Source organism: Litoribacterium kuwaitense, assembly GCF_011058155.1.
GTDB lineage: Bacteria > Bacillota > Bacilli > Bacillales > DSM-28697 > Litoribacterium > Litoribacterium kuwaitense.
This window is the reverse complement of sequence record NZ_JAALFC010000001.1, coordinates 78,906-97,545: the sequence shown is the minus strand read 5'-3', so window position 1 is coordinate 97,545 and position 18,640 is coordinate 78,906. Positions and strand designations below refer to the sequence as shown.

Below are 18,640 nucleotides of genomic sequence, written 5' to 3'. Positions count from 1 at the left end.
CTTTCCTCGCGTTATTCTTCTTCCTCTCCTTCTTTATTCAACTTCCCAATTGCATCACGCATATCGGTGTCAGCATCAATATTTTTATAGTTCATGTAGTCCATGACACCTATTTTTCCAGAGCGTAATGCTTCTGCAAGTGCCAGTGGAACCTCAGCTTCAGCTTCGACAACTTTAGCACGCATTTCTTGAACGCTAGCCATCATTTCTTGCTCTTTCGCAACGGCCATCGCACGACGTTCTTCAGCCTTCGCTTGCGCAATATTTTTGTCGGCTTCTGCCTGATCGGTTTGCAGAACAGCACCGATGTTTTTACCAATGTCTAAGTCCGCAATGTCAATGGACAAAATTTCAAATGCTGTACCGGCATCCAGACCTTTTTTCAAAACCGTTTGTGAAATCAAATCAGGATGCTCTAACACTTTCTTATGATTATCACTTGAACCGATTGTAGAAACAATCCCCTCTCCGACACGTGCAATAACGGTATCTTCTCCGGCACCCCCGACTAAGCGGTCAATGTTCGCTCGGACGGTAATACGCGATTTCGCCTTAATTTCAATACCATCCATTGCTACACCGGCAATAAAAGGCGTCTCAATGACTTTTGGGTTAACGCTCATTTGCACAGCTTCTAGGACGTCTCGACCAGCGAGGTCAATAGCTGCACAACGCTCAAAGCTCAGCTCAATATTCGCTCTTTGGGCGGCGATCAAGGCGTTGACGACGCGATCGACATTCCCACCAGCAAGATAATGACTCTCAAGCTGATTTGTATTGACATCAAGTCCTGCTTTTGACGCTTTAATCAACGGATTAACAACACGCCTAGGAATAACGCGACGTAACCGCATTCCGATTAAAGTAAAAATACTAATCCTTACGCCAGCAGCAATAGCAGAAATCCACAGTGTTACCGGCACAAGTGTAAACAAAATAGCGATGACGATAACAGCAACAGCAATTAAAATTAACGGGCCAATTGATTCAAGTCCCATCCTTCTATCCCTCCCTATATTTGTTGCCAGAGTAAGTCATACGAGTCTTCTTACTCCGACTTCTAAAAAAAGATACGATTGACATGGAAAAAAGTTTCATGATTTATCGTAGTATTCAACCATTCTTAGCATTTTATTAATGGATATGTATCTTCTTTTGACCAGCATTGATGCTCGATGTCACCATTGATGCACAGCTTATCTTTAAAAAAGCATCCTACGATACGCAGGATGCTTTTTTAGTTGCTTTATTGCAACTCCTCTTGAACAATAGCACGGACGGCATTTCCGTCTGCCTTTCCTTTTACTTTAGGCATCACAGCGCCCATCACTTTACCCATGTCCGCAGAGGACGAGGCATTGACCTCTTGTACGATATTCTGAATCAGTTCTCGTAATTGTTGTTCAGAAAGCTGTTCCGGCATATATCGCTGCACAATGTCTAGCTCTCGCGCAGTTTGTTCTGCTAAATCAGAACGACCGGCTGCATCAAACTCACGGAGGGAGTCCTTGCGTTGCTTTGCCTCACGGGAAAGAACTTCTAAAGCCTCTTCCTCAGACAACACCGCCTTCCCAAGCTTGATGGCCTCATTTTGATAGCTTGCCTTCAGCATGCGAATAACGGCAAGTGTGTCTTTATCTCGACGCTTCATTGCTTCTTTCATGTGCTGATTCAGTTGTTCTAATAATTCCATGGCTTTCACTTCCTAGAATTTGCGCTTTCTAGCCGCTTCCGATTTCTTCTTACGTTTCACGCTTGGCTTATCGTAATATTCCCGCTTACGAACTTCTGCCATTGTGCCACTTTTAGAAACGTTTTTCTTAAAACGGCGGAGAGCATCCTCTAAAGATTCGTTCGGTTTCACACGAGTTCCGTTTGCCATGCTTATCCCTCCCTCCGAAAAGCCAGCTCTGTCCACTGATTTGGACAGAACCGACATGTATCTCCAAAAAGTATATAATACTCCTTCGATCAGGTCAATAATACCTGCTCTTTTTTATGTCATCGGAGAGAATTCCTTACATAGAATAGTGCAGATGCCCTTTTTGGACAAGGAGATGTGCCATGTACCCTTTAATCATTGAATTTGCTGTCTTTATCTCTTTGTTTTTATTTGGTATGACTTTACTCCGGACAGGCCTTTTATTTGCGGGAGAAAACCGAACAGCAAACTGGCTGGAGTCCGTGACAAACAATCCGATCAATAGTGTTTTTGTAGGAACAATTGCATCTGCCTTGCTACAAAGCAGTTCAGCGCTTCTCGTCATGACTGTTGCTCTCGTCGCAGCAAAACAGCTACGCTTTTCAAATGCTGTCGGTATCGTGCTGGGAGCGAACATCGGAACGACTGTAACCCTTGAAATTTTAGCATTTCGTGCGGATGCAATGACTGTACCGTTGCTTGTCGCAGGTGCATTCTTTTTAATGACCGGGAAAAAACGATGGATGCTGCCCGGTTCAATCGCATTTGGACTTGGTTGTATGCTCGTATCGATGAACGGCTTTGGGCAAATGGCTAATGATCTCCTCGGTTTCATTGACCAAGTGATGAGTATCGAAGAAGCGACCTATGGACAAAGCTTTTTGGCTGGGAATATTGCTACAATCATTATCCAATCGAGTTCGGCAGCGCTCGCCATTGTGATGACGATGCTCGAAACCGACGGCCTTTCCCTCGACCTCGCTTTATCTTTTATGCTCGGAACAAACATTGGCACATGCGCTACAGCATTCCTTGCTTCAATCGGAGCTGGACGGGCAGCCTTTTATGTTGCTTTAAGCCACCTCGCTATTAACGTGCTGGGCGCGATCATCTTTTACCCAATCCTCGGCGCGTTTACCGATATTTCAATGGCCTTGGCAACGGCACCGTCTGCCCAGCTTGCTCATGCCAGTGTCATATACAATATCGTGACGTCAGTTGTAGCTCTTCCGCTATTATGGCCACTGGCAAAAATGATTGAAAAACAGTTTAACTTGAAGTGACAATAGCGACAGATGCGCTTGCTCCGACGCGATCGGCACCGACTTCAACCATTGCCTGCATCGTTTGTCGATCGCGAATGCCACCGGAAGCTTTTACTTTTGCCTGCTCTCTTACAGCACCTTTCATTAATGAGACATGCTTCAAGGTCGCCCCGCCATCAGAAAACCCAGTCGATGTTTTGACAAAATCGGCTCCAGCTTTCACACTTAGCTCGCAGCCCTGCACAATGTCTTCATCAGTTAAATAGGAGGTTTCAAGGATTACTTTGACGATTCGGTCTCCTGCAGCTTCTTTGACAGCCGCAATATGTGTATAGGTCGTGTCATTGTCTCCTGACAGAAAAGCACCAATTGGAATGACCATATCAATCTCATCTGCACCTTCAGCGATCGCTTGCTTCGTCTCGAAAGCTTTGACTGAAGCAGGACTGGCACCTAATGGAAAACCGACAACTGTACAAACGCGCACGTCAGTACCTTCTAACGCTTTTTTGGCTGTCGACACCCAGATTGGATTAACACAAACAGAAAAGAATTGATAATCTGCTGCTTCTTTACAAAGCTTTAAGATATCATCTTTTGTTGCTGTAGCCTTTAGAAGTGTATGGTCAATTTTTTCAGCAAAATTCCGGCTCATCTTTTGCCCTCCAATTCGTTTTATGACGACGCGGTTTGCTCATAAATGTCTTCAACAGTGCGAACATAAACGCCTTCGCTCACTGGATAACCTGCTTTTACGAGCTTAACTTTCACGATATTGCCAATCATGTCTTCGTTCCCTTGAAAGCGGACTTTTAAATAGTTGTCCGTATATCCGACATACCAGCCTTCGGAGCCTTCTTTTTCTCGCTCTTCTGGGATCACTTCAACGACTTCACCTTCATATTGTGAGGCGTACTCTTTTGCCAGCTGATCAGAAAGTGCAATTAAACGACGGACTCGCTCATGCTTGACGTCATCGTCGACCTGATCATCCATACGAGCTGCGGGCGTTCCTGTACGCTGGGAATACGGAAATACGTGAAGCTCCGAAAAACGATGCTCTGCAACGAAGCGATAGGTTTCCATAAACTCTTCTTCAGTCTCTCCTGGGAAACCGACAATGACATCGGATGTAATGGCGAGCCCAGGGAACACTTTTTTAAGCTTTGTAATCGTGTCAGCAAACTGCTGCATCGTATACTTACGACGCATACGTTTTAATACCGAGTCCGACCCTGATTGGATAGGGATGTGTAAGTGAGGGACGACTTTTTCAGACGAATGAAGCACCTCAATGACTTCATCAGTAATTTGGCTCGCTTCAATGGACGAAATGCGGATACGTTTCAACCCAGGCACATCATTTTCAAGCGCCTTTAATAGCATCGCAAAATTATAGTCTTTCATGTCCTCACCGTAGCCGCCTGTATGGATGCCAGTCAGAACAATTTCTTTATAACCGGCTTCGACGAGCTGTTTTGCCTGAGTAATCACTGCTTCTGGCTCCCTTGAACGCAAAAGTCCACGTGCCCACGGAATAATGCAAAACGTACAGAAATTATTGCATCCTTCCTGAATTTTCAACGATGCCCGCGTGCGGTCGGTAAACGCTGGGACGTCCAGCTCTTCGTATACTTTCGCTTTCATAATATTTCCTACGCCATTTATCGGAAGCCTTTCCTGCTTGTATTGCTCAATGTAACCGATCATCTTTTCACGATCTTGCGTACCTACGACAATATCGACCCCAGGGATGGACATCACTTCAGCAGGTGAGGTCTGCGCGTAACACCCAGTCACGCAAATGACTGCATCAGGATTTCTACGAATCGCTTTACGAATCGCTTGACGGCTTTTTTTATCACCTGTATTTGTTACCGTACACGTGTTAATAACGTAAACATCCGCCCGCTTTTCATATTCCGTCCGTTCATAATCGGCAGACTGGAATATTTGCCAGATGGCTTCAGTTTCATAATGGTTTACTTTACAGCCAAGTGTATGAAATGCTACAGAAGGCATTGATTCTCACTCCATTTAAGATTCAAATTGATACGAAAGAGCTCCAAGAATATATAACGGAGCCGTTTCTGCGCGTAAAATTCTCGGTCCCAACCGGCACGTGTCAAAGCCAGCTGCGCGTAATCGGCTTATTTCATCGTCTGAAAAGCCTCCTTCAGGACCAAACATGACAAGAAGACGATCGCCCGGCATGAGAGATTGACATTGTTCTTTCAGTCCACCGTCTCCTTCACGGCGGGCTTCCTCCTCGTAAGCTACCCACTTTTTATCATATTCTTCAGCGTTCGTCAAAATTTGCGTGAATGAGTCAATCCCAGTAATGGAAGGAATCTTTTGCCGTTTACTTTGTTCAGCAGCTTCCTTCACAATCGTTTGCAAACGCACCCTTTTTTTATCCCATTTCTTCTCATCCCATTGCACGACTGCACGTTCAGCTTGAAGCACATGAAAATGCGAGGCGCCCATTTCCGTCGCTTTTTGTATCATCCATTCCATTTTATCACCTTTTAACAACGGATGAACGATCGTTACCTCTATAGACATTTCTGTCACATGTTCAATAAAGTCCAAAAGAACACACGTGACAATTTTGCTTTTGCTCTCGACAGCTTCGATTTCAGCCTTCCAAATAGATTGATTCGCAAAACCAATTTCGATTTGATCCTCAATACTTTGCCGCATGACTTGCAACACATGAAAGCTATCTGCTTCATTTAGCTGTACACGCTTCCCTGATTCCGGAGAGGTGATGTCACTAAAATATCGCTGCATATCATTTGCTTCCTTTCCTGCTAACCAATGCAACCCAGCCTTCTTCAAGTGCTTCTTCGAAGACGTCTAGCCCATTCCCTCGTAAGCTGTCAGCAACCATTTGCTTTTTATCTTCAATAATACCAGAAGCGATAAACACACCATCTGGAGCAAGTATACGAGCGACGTCAGGTGCAAGGTCAACGATGATTTCAGCAAGAATGTTAGCAACGATCAACTGTGCACGATCTTCAATTCCATGGAGCAAATGATTTTTCTCTACCGAAATGAGGCTGTCTACTTTATTTTCAGCAACATTTTGCCGAGCAACCTTGACAGCCACTTCATCAATATCATATGCCCGGACGTCATGTGCTCCTAATTGCGCCGCGGCAATGGCTAATATTCCTGAGCCCGTGCCAACATCTATGACTCGATCTTCTGGCTTTAAAAATCGATCAATCATCTGAACACATAAAGCCGTCGTAGCATGAGTGCCAGTACCAAAAGCCATCCCTGGATCCATGACAATACGGACATCCGCGTCTCCTTGGAAGGCTTCCCACGGTGGCTCTACAATCACTCGATCAGTCAAACGGATCGGATGGTAATACGTTTTCCATGACTCTTCCCAATTTTTTTCAGGAATTCTCTCTACTTTGATGGTCCATGCGCCAGTCGTTAGATGAACCTCTTCATTAACCTGGTGTAAAAATTGCTTGATTCCCTTCTCAATACTCTTTTCATCTCTGTGCTCAGGAAATATGCCTTGACATCAATCATATCGGGATCTTCCATAGGGTCAACGTCTTTAGGCAGCACGCCATACGGACGGTCTTTCGTTTCATACATATCTATAGGATCTTCCATAACGATACCGCTTGCTTCAAGTTCATCAAGTTTATACTGTAGCGCCTCAACGGCTTCACGATGCACATATACATTTAACTCAATCCATTCCAACAGTTGCGTCCTCCTTTTTCGCGACACTTATAGCATACATTTTTTCATAAGAGAAAAAAAGCAAGCGGATCTGCCGCTTGCTTCAGCCTGTTGACAAACGCACGTTTGCGCAGCCCACCCCTCAGTTCGATCGGGGTCCTCGTTCGACTCCGCGCTTAGTCCGTTAAGCGTTTTAAGTCAAACTCGGTAAAGTTGAACGCAAATACTTCTTGATCATAGACACTGCAGCAAGCGCTGCTCGCGCTTCCTTTTTATCAGTCTCCTTTAAACGCACGTTTCATTTGTCAAAGAAATGTCTTCCTGCTCGTCAATCTCTTCACCCTTGCCATGCGCAAAGTCACGTAACAACTGTTTCTGTTCAGACGTTAAATTTGTCGGCGTTACGACGCGAACAGAAATATGCTGATCCCCGTGACCGCGACCGTGCACATTCGGTACACCTTTACCCCGAAGTCGGAATTTCGTGCCTGTCTGTGTTCCAGCAGGCACTTTCAGCTTCACCCGACCATGCGGTGTCGGTACTTCAATTTCATCACCTAACGCTGCCTGTGAAAAAGTGAGCGGAACGTCGCAATAGATGTCGTCTCCATCCCGCTTGAAAAACTCGTGAGGCACAATATGAAAAACGACAAACAAATCACCAGGAGGCCCTCCGTTTTTCCCCGGCTCGCCTTGGCCAGATACACGCATTTGCTGACCATCATCGACACCTGCTGGTACGCGGACATGAATGACTTTGTCCTTCTTTACCCGACCGGCGCCGTGACATGTCGAACACTTCTCTTTAATGATCTTACCGGTTCCTTCACAATAATGACAGACACGGCGATTCACCACTCTCCCGAATGGCGTGTTCTGTGCTTCGTTTAACTGACCGGTTCCTTCACAGTGCGTACACGTGTCTGGTGATGTACCAGGCTTTGCGCCAGAGCCGTGACACGTCTGACATTCTTCATCTTTCGGAATCGTAATGTCAACTTCTTTGCCAAAAATCGCTTCCTCAAATTCAAGCGACAGCGTATATTGTAAATCTGCACCTTGCTGCGGTGCGTTCGGATCTCTTCTTCGACCACCACCGAAAAACATGTCAAAAATATCGCCAAAGCCGCCAAAGTCACCTTGCCCACCGAAGCCACCAAAGCCTTGCTGATTTGGATCTGCATGACCAAACTGGTCGTATTGTGCTCGCTTTTGTTCATCTGACAGAACTTCATAAGCTTCAGAGACTTCTTTAAACTTGTCATCGGCCCCTTCTTCTTTGTTGACATCAGGGTGATATTTCCTTGCCAGCTTTCGGTACGCTTTTTTTATTTCGTCCTTACCTGCGCCTTTTTCGACACCAAGGACTTCATAGTAATCTCGCTTACTCATCACATCCACTCCCAACTTCACTAGCTTTCATCGTATCACTAGTGCATTCGTCCCTGCAACTGTTCTTACAGGCGTTTCTCGTTTTGCATTTCTACTCATTTTTTGCTTAAAAAACAGTGAAAAAGCCAAAGCCGTACGTAGCGCGGTCTTTGGCTTTTTTCTCTGCTAACCTTTATTTATTGCTTACTGTCTTTATTGTCGTCTTTCACTTCTTCGTAATCAGCATCAACGACGTTGTCGTCTTGGCTCTCGCCGTTCTCTTGTTGTGCTTGCGCTTCTTGAGCTGCTTGCTCATAAAGCTTTACAGATAGCTGTTGAACGATCTCCTGAAGAGCGTCTTTCTTTTCTTTAATCGCGTCGTTATCTGTACCTTCAAGCGCTTCTTTCAGAGCGTCTTTTGCCTCATTTGCCTTCGTAACCTCTTCTTCTTCCACTTTACCTTCAAGATCTTTTAATGTCTTCTCTGTTGTAAAGATGAGTTGGTCACTTTCATTACGTAGGTCTACTTCCTCGCGACGCTTTTTATCGGCTTCCGCGTTTTCTTCAGCCTCTTTAACCATTTTTTCAATTTCTTCCTCTTCCAAGCCGGAAGAAGATTGGATCGTAATAGATTGCTCCTTGTTTGTACCTTTATCTACCGCACGAACGTTTACAATTCCGTTCGCATCGATATCAAAAGTGACCTCAATCTGCGGAATGCCACGAGGTGCAGGCGGAATATCAGTTAATTGGAAACGGCCAAGTGTTTTATTGTCCGCAGCCATTTCTCTCTCCCCTTGAAGAACGTGGATGTCAACCGCTGTCTGGTTGTCTGCCGCCGTTGAAAAGATTTGTGATTTACTCGTCGGGATTGTCGTATTACGCTCAATTAATTTTGTAGTAACGGCGCCCATCGTTTCGATCCCAAGAGAAAGTGGCGTTACGTCTAGTAATACTACGTCTTTTACGTCACCGGCAAGCACACCACCTTGGATCGCCGCTCCGACAGAAACAACCTCATCCGGGTTAACGCCTTTATGTGGATCTTTGCCAGTTTCTTTTTTGATGGCTTCTTGAACCGCTGGAATCCGTGTAGACCCACCGACTAAAATCACTTTGTCGATATCACTTGGACTCATTTTTGCGTCACTGAGTGCTTTACGTGTCGGAACCATTGTCCGTTCTACGAGTTCAGAAGACAACTCCTCAAACTTAGCACGTGTTAGATTCAATTCAAGGTGCTTTGGTCCACTTTCATCCGCTGTGATAAATGGTAGAGAAATTTGTGTCTGAGTTACACCAGACAAGTCTTTTTTCGCCTTTTCAGCAGCATCTTTTAAACGTTGCATCGCCATTTTATCTTTGGAAAGGTCAACGCCATTTTCCTTTTTAAACTCGCTGACTAAATGGTTGATGACTACATCATCGAAGTCATCTCCACCAAGACGATTGTCACCAGCTGTAGAAACAACTTCAAACGTACCGTCGCCAATTTCCAAGATAGAAACGTCAAACGTACCACCACCGAGGTCGTAAACTAAAATAGTCTGATCTTCATCTTCTTTATCAATGCCGTAAGCTAGCGCTGCAGCTGTCGGCTCGTTAATGATTCGTTTGACTTCAAGACCGGCAATTTTCCCAGCATCTTTTGTCGCTTGACGCTCTGCGTCGTTAAAATAAGCAGGAACAGTAATGACAGCTTCACTTACCGTTTCGCCAAGATAATCTTCAGCATAGGATTTCAAGCTCTGCAAAATAATAGCAGATACTTCTTGCGGCGTGTATGCTTTTCCCTCAATTTCCACCGTGTAGTCTGTACCCATATGGCGTTTAATTGATTGAATTGTATTTGGGTTCGTAATGCTTTGGCGCTTCGCGACTTCACCAACCTGGCGCTCACCATTTTTAAAGGAGACGACAGATGGTGTTGTTCGGTTACCTTCAGGGTTCGGAATAACCTTCGCTTCTCCGCCTTCCATAACAGCAATACAAGAGTTTGTTGTCCCTAGATCGATCCCAATAATTTTTGACATTGTGCATTTCCTCCTTGAATTCGACTGGTTTTATTATTCGTTAACTTTTACCATAGATGGTCGCAGGACGCGATCCTTTAGTGTATAACCTTTTTGCAATTCCTCGACCACTTCACCTGAAGCGATTCCCTCTTCAGAGACTTGCATCACCGCTTGATGGACATTCGGGTCAAACTGTTGTCCCACTGACTCAATTTCGGTGACACCCTCTTTTTCAAGAGACTGCTTCATTTGTTGATATACCATATCGACGCCTTTTAAAACGTTCGCTACTTCTTCGGATGTGCTGTCAACTGCTAAGGCTCTTTCAAAATTGTCAAGAACCGGCAGCAAATCCGTTACAAGACTTTGCGCACGATATTTTTCTTGCGCAATCGCTTCGTTTTTAGTTCGGCGACGGTAGTTATCATAATCTGCTTGCACTCTCAGCAAGCGTTGCTCGGTTTCTTCGAGCTTTTTTTGAAGTGCTTCGATCTCCACTGCTAGAATGTCTTCAGGTGCGCCTTGCTCGGTTGTTTCCGTTTCATTTTCTGACACATTGTCTATAGTCACACCTTCGTTCATTTCTTCATCAGTGTTATCGTATAGCTCTTCGGTCTCTTGCTCATTTACCACATCTTTCTTCAACTAAAACACCTCCTGAAGATGGCTGTCAGTTATTCTGTCTGCTGACGCTTAATAACATTTTGTAAATCTACTGAAAAGAAATCGAGCAGACTAATCACTCTTCCATATTCCATCCGGGTTGGCCCAAGCATGGCAATTGTGCCTGTTTGCTCGCCATCGATGGAGAAGGTAGCGGTAATTAAACTGCAATATGCCATCTCAGAGAATAGATTCTCACGGCCAATGCGAACACGGATGCCTTCTCCATCACCCTCTGGCTGCTTCATTAGTTCATACAACGGCTCTTCCTTTTCAATCATAGAGTATAACGCCTGCAACTTTTCAATATCATGGAAGTCAGGCTGGGTAAACAGGTTTTCTTTACCGCTGAAATATAACTTTGCATGCAGAGGGAGCCCAAATAGATGCCCAAACAGGTGATAAAGCTCTGTAGAATGCTCTAAGTGATATAAAAGCAGCCGCTCTTTTTCTTTTAAAATCTGGTTATAGAGATTTGTGATCGGCACCCCTGTTAACCGATCGTTTAATAGGTTGACAAGGCGCTCCAAATCATTCAGCTCAATATCTTTTGGAATCGAGACTGTCTGATGTTTGATAAAGCCTGTATCTGTCACCATAATCGCCACTGCGTGCGTGTTTGATACAGGGATGAATTGAATTTGCTTTAATGTAGCTGAATACATCTCTGGCCCACGCACAATTGACGTATAGTTGGTCAACATCGACATAATGCGAGCAGCTTCTTGAATCACCTTTTCAAATTCATAAAAGTCATGATCAAACAGCGCAGAAATGCCTTCTCTTTCTGATGGCTTTAATGATGCAGGTCTTAATAAATAGTCTACGTAAAAACGATAGCCTTTTTCTGAAGGCACACGCCCTGAAGAACTGTGGGTTTTTTCTAAGTAGCCAAGCTCCTCAAGATCTGCCATATCATTACGAATGGTTGCTGCGCTAAAATCGACTAAACCCGATTTTGCTAAAGTTCGTGATCCTACTGGCTGAGCCGTTTCAATATAATTTTCGATGATTGCCTGTAAGATGAACAACTGTCTTTCCGTCATTTCCATACCAGTCATCACCTCTGTTAGCACTCTAAATACTTGAGTGCTAAATCTAATAATAACCTACCAAAATCGATAGTTCATTGTCAACGCTCACGCACGAAAAGTTTTGAACTTTACACAGGAAGGTCCAAGCCTAAGAAGGATTGGAATACTTCATTTCCTAACAGTCGACCTTCATCCGTTAGTTTGACTGAACCATTCACTTCAGTCAGCAGCTTTTTCTCAATAAATGTCTGGATCGTATTCTGAAAAGGATCTGGCATTTCCATACCGAATTTGCCTTTGAATCGTTCATATGAAACACCTTCACTCTTACGAAGACCAAGAAAAAGCTCTTCTTCCATTCGTTCGCGCACGGTCACAGTATGCATTTCAAGATGCGGACTCCCTGCTCGAACCCCTTCAATATATTTAGCCACAGGGCGGATATTCACTGTTCTGACCCCTTGAATATAGCCGTGAGCACCTGCGCCTGCACCTAGATACTCATCGTTATTCCAATACGTCAAGTTGTGCCTGCTTTCACACCCCGGCTGCGCAAAGTTACTGATTTCGTACTGTGCAAAACCTGCTTCTGTCAACCGCTCCGTAAGCAGCTCAAACATATCAGCTTCATCGTCCTCAGGTGGCAACGGTAGCTTTCCACGCATGTGTAAATTGTAAAATACCGTTTTGGGCTCGACCTGTAATGAATAAGCGGAGATATGGTCAACATTTAAAGCAATGGCTTTTTGCAGAGACTCTTCCCAATCTGCGACGGTTTGTCCTGGCAATCCGTACATTAAATCAATGGAAATCTGCTCTATACCTACTTTTCGCGCCCGTTCAACAACATCGACAATATCATGGGCTCGGTGCGTTCGACCAATCGTTTGCAAAATGGCATCTTGAAACGCTTGCTGACCGATACTAAGCCGATTTACTCCCCCTGCTTTCAATTCACGCAGTGTCGCTAAGTTTAGGTCGTTCGGGTTGGCCTCTACAGTAAACTCCGCATCACTTTCACAGATAGGAAGCACGAGCTCCTGTACCGTCGATAAGAGTTTCTTAAGCTGGCTAATTTCGAGCGCAGTCGGTGTTCCTCCACCGATAAAAATAGAATGTAAAGGCGCATCTGGCGGGGAAAGCCGCAATGTGGCTTCGACCTCATCGTGCAGCGCATTGAGATAATCGTCTACCGGCTGATTTTCAATAAACACCTTGCTAAAATCGCAATAGTGACAGATTTGTTGACAAAATGGAACGTGAAGATAAGCTGCCTTCATGATCGACCTCCATTTCTTGAAAATATCGTAGCGTTGTCACTTACAACACTCTAGAAATACATATAAGAAAAAGCCGCAAGCCGAGGCCCGCGACTATTTTTCCTACTGGCTAATAATAAGGAGTTACTCATCGTCCATCTTAAGCACAGCCATAAATGCTTCTTGCGGCACTTCGACAGAGCCGACAGATTTCATTCGTTTTTTACCCTCTTTCTGCTTTTCAAGCAGCTTCCGTTTTCGGGAAATGTCACCGCCGTAACATTTAGCCAAAACATTTTTCCTGATCGCTTTAATCGTCGAACGGGCAATAATTTTATTGCCAATCGCAGCCTGTACAGGCACTTCAAAATGCTGGCGAGGGATGAGATCCTTCAGCTTTTCGACAATCTGCTTTCCACGATGGTAGGCATGGTCTCGATGGACAATAAATGACAACGCATCGACCTGCTCGCCATTCAGCAAGATGTCCATTTTAACGAGCTTAGACATTCTATGGCCTATAGGCTCGTAGTCAAAGGATGCGTAACCTTTTGTACTCGATTTTAGCTGATCAAAGAAATCATATACGATTTCAGAAAGGGGCATTTCATAGATGACATTGACACGAACATCATCAAGGTATTGCATGTCTTTAAATTCGCCTCGCTTCGCTTGGCAAATTTCCATGACAGCACCAACATAATCGTTCGGAACCATTATAGTCGAGCGGACAAAAGGCTCTTCAACTTGGTTGATTTTTTGACTATCTGGCATATTTGCGGGATTGTCGATATCCTGCACTGTGCCATCTGTCAACTCTACAGTATAAACGACGCTTGGTGCTGTTGTAATTAAATCGATTTGAAACTCTCTCTCGATGCGCTCTTGTATGATTTCCATGTGAAGAAGACCTAAAAACCCACAACGAAACCCGAAGCCAAGTGCTTGCGATGTTTCTGCTTCGTATTCTAAAGAAGCATCATTAAGCTCCAGTCTCTCTAAGGCCTCACGCAAATCGTTGTAACGTGAAGAATCAATCGGGTACAAACCACAAAAAACCATTGGCTTTAATTTGCGATACCCAGGTAAAGGCTCAGAAGCAGGTCGTTCTGCGCTTGTGATCGTATCACCAACACGAGAATCACCTACATTTTTAATGGATGCAATTAAAAAACCAACATCTCCGACAGTCAGCTCTTCCTGTGCGACCGGCTTCGGTGTAAACACACCCACCTCAGAAACCTCAAACTCTTTTCCTGTTGCCATCATTCGAATTTTATCTCCGGGACGCACTGTGCCCTCGACGATACGAATATAAGCAATAACACCGCGGTACGAATCGTATAAAGAGTCAAAAATCATTGCTTTTAATGGCGCATCCGGATCTCCTTCAGGTGGCGGAACTTTGTCAACGATTTGCTCTAAAATTTCTTCGATCCCAATGCCCGCTTTTGCAGAGGCCAGAACCGCATCAGAAGCATCTAAGCCAATGACATCTTCGACTTCTTTTTTGACACGTTCAGGCTCTGCACTAGGGAGATCGATTTTGTTGACTACGGTTAATATCTCCAAGTCATTGTCCAGCGCTAAATAGACATTTGCTAGCGTTTGCGCTTCAATCCCTTGGGCTGCGTCCACGACTAATATCGCACCTTCACACGCAGCCAAACTCCGTGATACCTCATATGTAAAGTCAACATGACCTGGCGTATCAATGAGATGGAATATATATGTTTCGCCGTCTTTTGCATCATATTTAAGCTGAACGGAATTCAACTTAATTGTAATGCCTCGTTCTCTTTCTAGATCCATTGCATCAAGCATTTGCTCTTTCATCTCTCGCTGTGTAAGCGCGCTTGTCGTTTCTAATATTCGGTCAGCTAGCGTCGATTTTCCATGATCGATATGGGCAATGATGGAAAAGTTCCGGATGCGCTGCTGCCGCTCTCGCTTATTTTCATAGTTCATTCAGCTTTTCAACTCCTACCTGATCAACAAGGTACACTACTCGTCATTATAACAAAAGGTCATGTCCCTGTCACCAAACGAAGCAGCTGGTTAACAACAGTATAAAAAGCTTCGCCTGCTTTCGCTCCGGCCTCGGATATAAAATGGCCGGAGGTTGCCTCTTCATAAGCTTTTTGTTTTTCCAACAAACGTTCCTCACTCCACTCTTCTCCAAGCACAGTCGCTTCCCACGACTCATCGTTCGCTGACCATTCAAGCGCTTCCTTAAACGATGAATCATCATAGCCTTTGATTTGATTCATCCCTTCATTTGATAGCTGCATTCCTAAAAGAACTCCAAAGAGAAGCAATGTAAGAAGCGCAAAGCATTTCAGCAAAAAACGAGTCATGGTTAGCCTCCTTCCGTTGATACTTTTTCTACTTCCCAATACGTTGATGCAAATACTTCTGCAATGACCTCTGCTGTACGGAACAATTCATCTTTTGTATTGTCAACACCACCAAACTCAATCAGAATAGCATTTGGCGACAAATCTTGATTGAACTTTCCATTAGTTCCTGGACCCGTCTTTGTCATAATGCCTCGTGACAGACCAGGATACTGCTCCTCTAAACGGTCATTAATATTTTTTGCCAACTGCAAGTTTTCTTCATAGCGGGCATGTTTTCCACCGATGACAAAAAAGACCCGAGCATACGTTTCGCCATTGATCGTTACAGTCGTTTTATCTTTTCGTAATGCGTCCCGATGTAAATCGAAGAAAAATGTCAGGTCTTCATTTCCAGCCATTGCTTCCTGGACGATCGACTTTGAATAATCATAAGAAGCGGCGTGCGTTTCACCATTTGCTAAAATGGCTTCTGTGACATCATGCTTATTTACCGAAGTTCCAATCCCTCTTTTTTCAAGCTCTTTACCTAGCTTTTCACCGACGAGCGTGATATTTGCCTCTGTGTGGTAAGCCTCATTAGGCTCAGTTACATCTGGAAGCATCGGCAAAAATGATTCACGTGCATGTGTATGGTAAACAAAAACGACATCACGATCACCTGTCGTCTGTGAAGGGGGCGGAGCTGACGATTCATCATTGTCTTGTTTTAAAGCATCTGCGGCAGCTTGTCTTTCTTGCAATAGCACTTCTAATGGCGGCGGAGATTCCATTGGAAGTGACGTATAATCCGTCCCTTCACCAGCGACCAGTACTTCACCATCAAAAGCTTTAAACCCAGGGAGCTCTTTTCCGAGCAAGCTACGATGGTCCTCAGGTTGTAAAGTCGAGATAGATTGCAACGCCAAGGAGCGGAGATTCGGTGGAGGGACTGGTGCAGCAGAGCGAAAATACTCGTTTTCCATACTTAGAACATGCATCAGTCCCCCGTTAGCCAAGGGATCTATATATTGTTGAAATGCTCGTGAACCAAAGCGCACGTCAGACTGAAAAGCAGTTAATATACTGGCAAAACAAAAGAAACCCCAAAATCCTAATAACATAAAAGCAAACCAACGTCTTCCAAATGTTCTTGCAGGGACAATGGTGCGGTTTGAATACAAAAGGATTCCCTCCCAAAGAAGCTTGTATTGCTAATCTATGACGTTCTTTGAGAGAGTAGAACGCAGAAATCTATGTTTTCTACGATTGATAAGAGGAAAGGTTGTCTTCTGTAATTGCCTCATGCAAGGCTAAATTCAGCCCATTTGCAAGGACATGAGCCGTGTCCTCAGCAAAAGCATCAACCTCTTTTGGGGTTACCATTAAGTTATGCCCCATAGGCGCTAACACTTCGTGAATGAAACGCCGCTTTTCTTGCTCATTTAATTGGCCAATCACTCCTAAGTAAACACCGCGCTCTTCCTCATCAGGCATATGTTCATCGGTCAATTCTTTCTTTTCACCAAATGTCATCGACGCAGGGGCCAGCGAACGACGAGGCGCGTCTCCTTCCTCTGCCTCCCTCCCGAAATGCTTTAGCATAAAGTCAATCGTATTACTCGTAATTGTTACGGCATCAACAACTGTCGGTACGCCAATAGAAATGACAGGAATGCCAAGCGTCTCTTTGGAAATCTCCTTGCGTTTATTTCCAACTCCCGATCCTGGATGAATCCCTGTATCAGACATTTGAATGGTGGCGTTGACGCGTTCAATCGAGCTTGCAGCTAGTGCGTCAATCGCCAAAACAAAGTCTGGCTTTGTTTTTTGGAGAACACCAAAAATAATGTCGCTCGTTTCAATTCCAGTTAAACCCATCACTCCAGGCGTTAAAGCTGACACAGAGCGAAATCCTTCAGATACTCGTTCTGGCTGTAAATGAAAGAGATGACGCGTAACGAGAAGACGCTCCATCACCAATGGCCCTAGCGCATCGGGTGTCACTTGCTTGTTTCCAAGCCCAATGACCATACAAGATGCATCCGGCCCTAATCCGGCTTCTTGTAAAACACTGCGTAATGTTTTTGCAAACACCGTCTCGACCGTTTTTTTGTGATCCGCATCTCCCGTGCGTAAGCCCGCAGACTCGAGCGTAATATACGTTCCTTTCTTTTTTCCGGTCCAATGCTCCCCTTCTTCTGATATAACAACCGTCGTTTCAGTAATACCATCAATGTCACGCGTTTTAGATGACACGCCGGTCTCTGATTGAACTCGTTCAACAGCCTCTACAGCCAAATCAGTGCGAATCCGATATTGCGACAAATCAAGCTCTGCCATAGTCAATTCCCCCATCCATTTTTATAAACAGTTTGTCCGCGAGAATGGAAATTCATTCATTTCTCAAATACATTCTATTGCGTAGATCGTGTCCATTTGGTAGAATAACGTATGGTTTATGCACGGCGAAAAACCGTGTGTGTAAGGAGGTGAACGGGATGCCAAATATTAAATCTGCGATTAAACGTGTTAAAACGACATCAGAACGCTATGAAAGAAACATGGCTTTGAAATCAGCAATGAGAACGGCGATGAAAAAGTTTGAAGCATCAGTTGCTGAGAAAAACACTGATCAAGCAAAAACTCTTTTTGCTGAAGCAGTTAAACATTTGGATAAAGCAGCGCAACGCAACATTATCCATAAAAATACAGCTGGTCGCTATAAATCTCGACTTGCGAAACAATTAAACAGCCTGTCTGCATAATGAGCAACCTCCCTACCAAGGGTGATTCTCCGACAGACGAATCGAGTAGAGGGAAAAGTTAAGTCACTTTTCGTCCCTCTTAACCCATCGTACGTACGGTTCCGTATACGGTGGTTCAATCGTTTGAGTGTACGAACTGGTATTGTAGAGCGATATCTTTATATCCTCTCGATGCCAGTTCTTTTTTTGTTCATGAACGATGAAGTACGTAGCTACTGGATATGAACCAGTAACCTTCCTTGTATTCGCCCATGCATCAGCTTTATGATTATCGATACCTAAGCGAATTAATTGTCCTCTACGTGCGTAGATTCTCCACTCTGTTTCCAGATTCATTGTCTAATGCTTCTGTTCGCCGGTTCAGGAGTTTGCGCCCGACTTCCTTCAGCCATTATCTCGCAATATCCACCTTGTCTTTCGCAAACATTTCCTGCCAAGCCTGTAATGGAAAATGGACTTTCACCACCTTGTATTCGCCATTGCAGGGCGCAACAAAAAACCATGAAAGAGCCG

Annotated in this window: 19 protein-coding genes and 1 pseudogene; 2 read left to right on the top strand and 18 right to left on the bottom strand. The window is 44.4% G+C overall.

The window, feature by feature from the left end; translation table 11 throughout:
- Window positions 1-11 precede the first annotated feature (11 nt).
- From floA to rpsU, 3 genes are all read right to left on the bottom strand, one after another.
- Complete coding sequence (floA, locus tag G4V62_RS00500) at window positions 12-998, bottom strand: flotillin-like protein FloA (protein ID WP_165198827.1); 987 nt, start codon at window positions 996-998, stop codon at window positions 12-14.
- A 248-nt stretch (window positions 999-1,246) separates the two neighbouring features.
- Window positions 1,247-1,693, bottom strand: coding sequence for a GatB/YqeY domain-containing protein (locus G4V62_RS00495; RefSeq protein WP_165198826.1), 447 nt, complete (start codon window positions 1,691-1,693; stop codon window positions 1,247-1,249).
- Between the two features lie 12 nt (window positions 1,694-1,705).
- Window positions 1,706-1,882 carry a 30S ribosomal protein S21 gene (gene rpsU, locus G4V62_RS00490; RefSeq protein WP_165198825.1) on the bottom strand — a complete coding sequence of 59 codons (177 nt, stop codon included), beginning with the start codon at window positions 1,880-1,882 and terminating at the stop codon, window positions 1,706-1,708.
- A 182-nt stretch (window positions 1,883-2,064) separates the two neighbouring features.
- Between rpsU and G4V62_RS00485 the strand changes: the two genes are divergently transcribed.
- The gene (locus G4V62_RS00485; RefSeq protein WP_165198824.1) at window positions 2,065-2,985 is read left to right on the top strand and encodes a Na/Pi symporter; all 921 of its coding nucleotides are present in this window, start codon (window positions 2,065-2,067) and stop codon (window positions 2,983-2,985) included.
- Here G4V62_RS00485 and deoC read toward each other — a convergent pair.
- The 14 genes and pseudogenes from deoC to gpr form a co-directional block, all read right to left on the bottom strand.
- On the bottom strand, window positions 2,972-3,622 hold the full coding sequence (gene deoC / locus G4V62_RS00480) for a deoxyribose-phosphate aldolase (protein ID WP_165198823.1): 651 nt from the start codon (window positions 3,620-3,622) through the stop codon (window positions 2,972-2,974). The genes G4V62_RS00485 and deoC overlap by 14 nt on opposite strands.
- 20 nt (window positions 3,623-3,642) lie before the next feature.
- On the bottom strand, window positions 3,643-4,989 hold the full coding sequence (gene mtaB, locus G4V62_RS00475; RefSeq protein WP_165198822.1) for a tRNA (N(6)-L-threonylcarbamoyladenosine(37)-C(2))-methylthiotransferase MtaB: 1,347 nt from the start codon (window positions 4,987-4,989) through the stop codon (window positions 3,643-3,645).
- A 15-nt stretch (window positions 4,990-5,004) separates the two neighbouring features.
- The gene (locus G4V62_RS00470) at window positions 5,005-5,760 is read right to left on the bottom strand and encodes a 16S rRNA (uracil(1498)-N(3))-methyltransferase (protein WP_165198821.1); all 756 of its coding nucleotides are present in this window, start codon (window positions 5,758-5,760) and stop codon (window positions 5,005-5,007) included.
- 1 nt (window position 5,761) lies between these two features.
- A complete protein-coding gene (gene prmA, locus G4V62_RS00465) occupies window positions 5,762-6,403 on the bottom strand; it encodes a 50S ribosomal protein L11 methyltransferase (RefSeq protein ID WP_376768249.1) in 642 nt (213 codons plus the stop codon).
- 17 nt (window positions 6,404-6,420) lie between these two features.
- Window positions 6,421-6,702, bottom strand: coding sequence for a 50S ribosomal protein L11 methyltransferase (locus tag G4V62_RS20215; protein ID WP_165198820.1), 282 nt, complete (start codon window positions 6,700-6,702; stop codon window positions 6,421-6,423).
- Window positions 6,703-6,956: 254 nt separating this feature from the next.
- A pseudogene (gene dnaJ / locus G4V62_RS00455) lies at window positions 6,957-8,073 on the bottom strand (molecular chaperone DnaJ).
- Window positions 8,074-8,249: 176 nt separating this feature from the next.
- The gene (gene dnaK, locus G4V62_RS00450) at window positions 8,250-10,085 is read right to left on the bottom strand and encodes a molecular chaperone DnaK (RefSeq protein WP_165198818.1); all 1,836 of its coding nucleotides are present in this window, start codon (window positions 10,083-10,085) and stop codon (window positions 8,250-8,252) included.
- Between the two features lie 33 nt (window positions 10,086-10,118).
- Window positions 10,119-10,700 (bottom strand): nucleotide exchange factor GrpE, encoded by a 582-nt coding sequence (gene grpE, locus G4V62_RS00445; RefSeq protein ID WP_165199070.1) that lies wholly within the window; start codon window positions 10,698-10,700, stop codon window positions 10,119-10,121.
- Between the two features lie 41 nt (window positions 10,701-10,741).
- Window positions 10,742-11,782 carry a heat-inducible transcriptional repressor HrcA gene (gene hrcA, locus G4V62_RS00440; RefSeq protein WP_246218171.1) on the bottom strand — a complete coding sequence of 347 codons (1,041 nt, stop codon included), beginning with the start codon at window positions 11,780-11,782 and terminating at the stop codon, window positions 10,742-10,744.
- 110 nt (window positions 11,783-11,892) lie between these two features.
- Complete coding sequence (hemW, locus tag G4V62_RS00435; RefSeq protein WP_212508607.1) at window positions 11,893-13,044, bottom strand: radical SAM family heme chaperone HemW; 1,152 nt, start codon at window positions 13,042-13,044, stop codon at window positions 11,893-11,895.
- Window positions 13,045-13,167: 123 nt separating this feature from the next.
- Window positions 13,168-14,991, bottom strand: coding sequence for a translation elongation factor 4 (lepA, locus tag G4V62_RS00430; protein WP_165198817.1), 1,824 nt, complete (start codon window positions 14,989-14,991; stop codon window positions 13,168-13,170).
- 59 nt (window positions 14,992-15,050) lie between these two features.
- Window positions 15,051-15,380, bottom strand: a complete 330-nt coding sequence (locus tag G4V62_RS00425) for a DUF3679 domain-containing protein (protein WP_165198816.1) — start codon at window positions 15,378-15,380, stop codon at window positions 15,051-15,053.
- 2 nt (window positions 15,381-15,382) lie between these two features.
- The gene (gene spoIIP, locus G4V62_RS00420; protein WP_165198815.1) at window positions 15,383-16,543 is read right to left on the bottom strand and encodes a stage II sporulation protein P; all 1,161 of its coding nucleotides are present in this window, start codon (window positions 16,541-16,543) and stop codon (window positions 15,383-15,385) included.
- Window positions 16,544-16,622: 79 nt separating this feature from the next.
- Entirely contained in the window at window positions 16,623-17,702 is a 1,080-nt protein-coding gene (gene gpr, locus G4V62_RS00415) for a GPR endopeptidase (RefSeq protein WP_165198814.1), read from the bottom strand.
- Window positions 17,703-17,860: 158 nt separating this feature from the next.
- Between gpr and rpsT the strand changes: the two genes are divergently transcribed.
- The gene (gene rpsT, locus G4V62_RS00410) at window positions 17,861-18,127 is read left to right on the top strand and encodes a 30S ribosomal protein S20 (protein WP_165198813.1); all 267 of its coding nucleotides are present in this window, start codon (window positions 17,861-17,863) and stop codon (window positions 18,125-18,127) included.
- 63 nt (window positions 18,128-18,190) lie between these two features.
- Here the strand turns inward: rpsT and G4V62_RS00405 are convergent, their stop codons facing one another.
- Window positions 18,191-18,463 carry a hypothetical protein gene (locus G4V62_RS00405; RefSeq protein ID WP_165198812.1) on the bottom strand — a complete coding sequence of 91 codons (273 nt, stop codon included), beginning with the start codon at window positions 18,461-18,463 and terminating at the stop codon, window positions 18,191-18,193.
- Window positions 18,464-18,640 lie beyond the last annotated feature (177 nt).

Coding starts and splice junctions, on each gene's coding strand:
- floA (WP_165198827.1), bottom strand. CDS start 998: ATGGGACTTGAATCAATTGGCCCGTTAATTTTAATTGCTGTTGCTGTT.
- G4V62_RS00495 (WP_165198826.1), bottom strand. CDS start 1,693: ATGGAATTATTAGAACAACTGAATCAGCACATGAAAGAAGCAATGAAG.
- rpsU (WP_165198825.1), bottom strand. CDS start 1,882: ATGGCAAACGGAACTCGTGTGAAACCGAACGAATCTTTAGAGGATGCT.
- G4V62_RS00485 (WP_165198824.1), top strand. CDS start 2,065: ATGTACCCTTTAATCATTGAATTTGCTGTCTTTATCTCTTTGTTTTTA.
- deoC (WP_165198823.1), bottom strand. CDS start 3,622: ATGAGCCGGAATTTTGCTGAAAAAATTGACCATACACTTCTAAAGGCT.
- mtaB (WP_165198822.1), bottom strand. CDS start 4,989: ATGCCTTCTGTAGCATTTCATACACTTGGCTGTAAAGTAAACCATTAT.
- G4V62_RS00470 (WP_165198821.1), bottom strand. CDS start 5,760: ATGCAGCGATATTTTAGTGACATCACCTCTCCGGAATCAGGGAAGCGT.
- dnaK (WP_165198818.1), bottom strand. CDS start 10,085: ATGTCAAAAATTATTGGGATCGATCTAGGGACAACAAACTCTTGTATT.
- hrcA (WP_246218171.1), bottom strand. CDS start 11,782: ATGGAAATGACGGAAAGACAGTTGTTCATCTTACAGGCAATCATCGAA.
- hemW (WP_212508607.1), bottom strand. CDS start 13,044: ATGAAGGCAGCTTATCTTCACGTTCCATTTTGTCAACAAATCTGTCAC.
- lepA (WP_165198817.1), bottom strand. CDS start 14,991: ATGAACTATGAAAATAAGCGAGAGCGGCAGCAGCGCATCCGGAACTTT.
- G4V62_RS00425 (WP_165198816.1), bottom strand. CDS start 15,380: ATGACTCGTTTTTTGCTGAAATGCTTTGCGCTTCTTACATTGCTTCTC.
- gpr (WP_165198814.1), bottom strand. CDS start 17,702: ATGGCAGAGCTTGATTTGTCGCAATATCGGATTCGCACTGATTTGGCT.
- rpsT (WP_165198813.1), top strand. CDS start 17,861: ATGCCAAATATTAAATCTGCGATTAAACGTGTTAAAACGACATCAGAA.
- G4V62_RS00405 (WP_165198812.1), bottom strand. CDS start 18,463: ATGAATCTGGAAACAGAGTGGAGAATCTACGCACGTAGAGGACAATTA.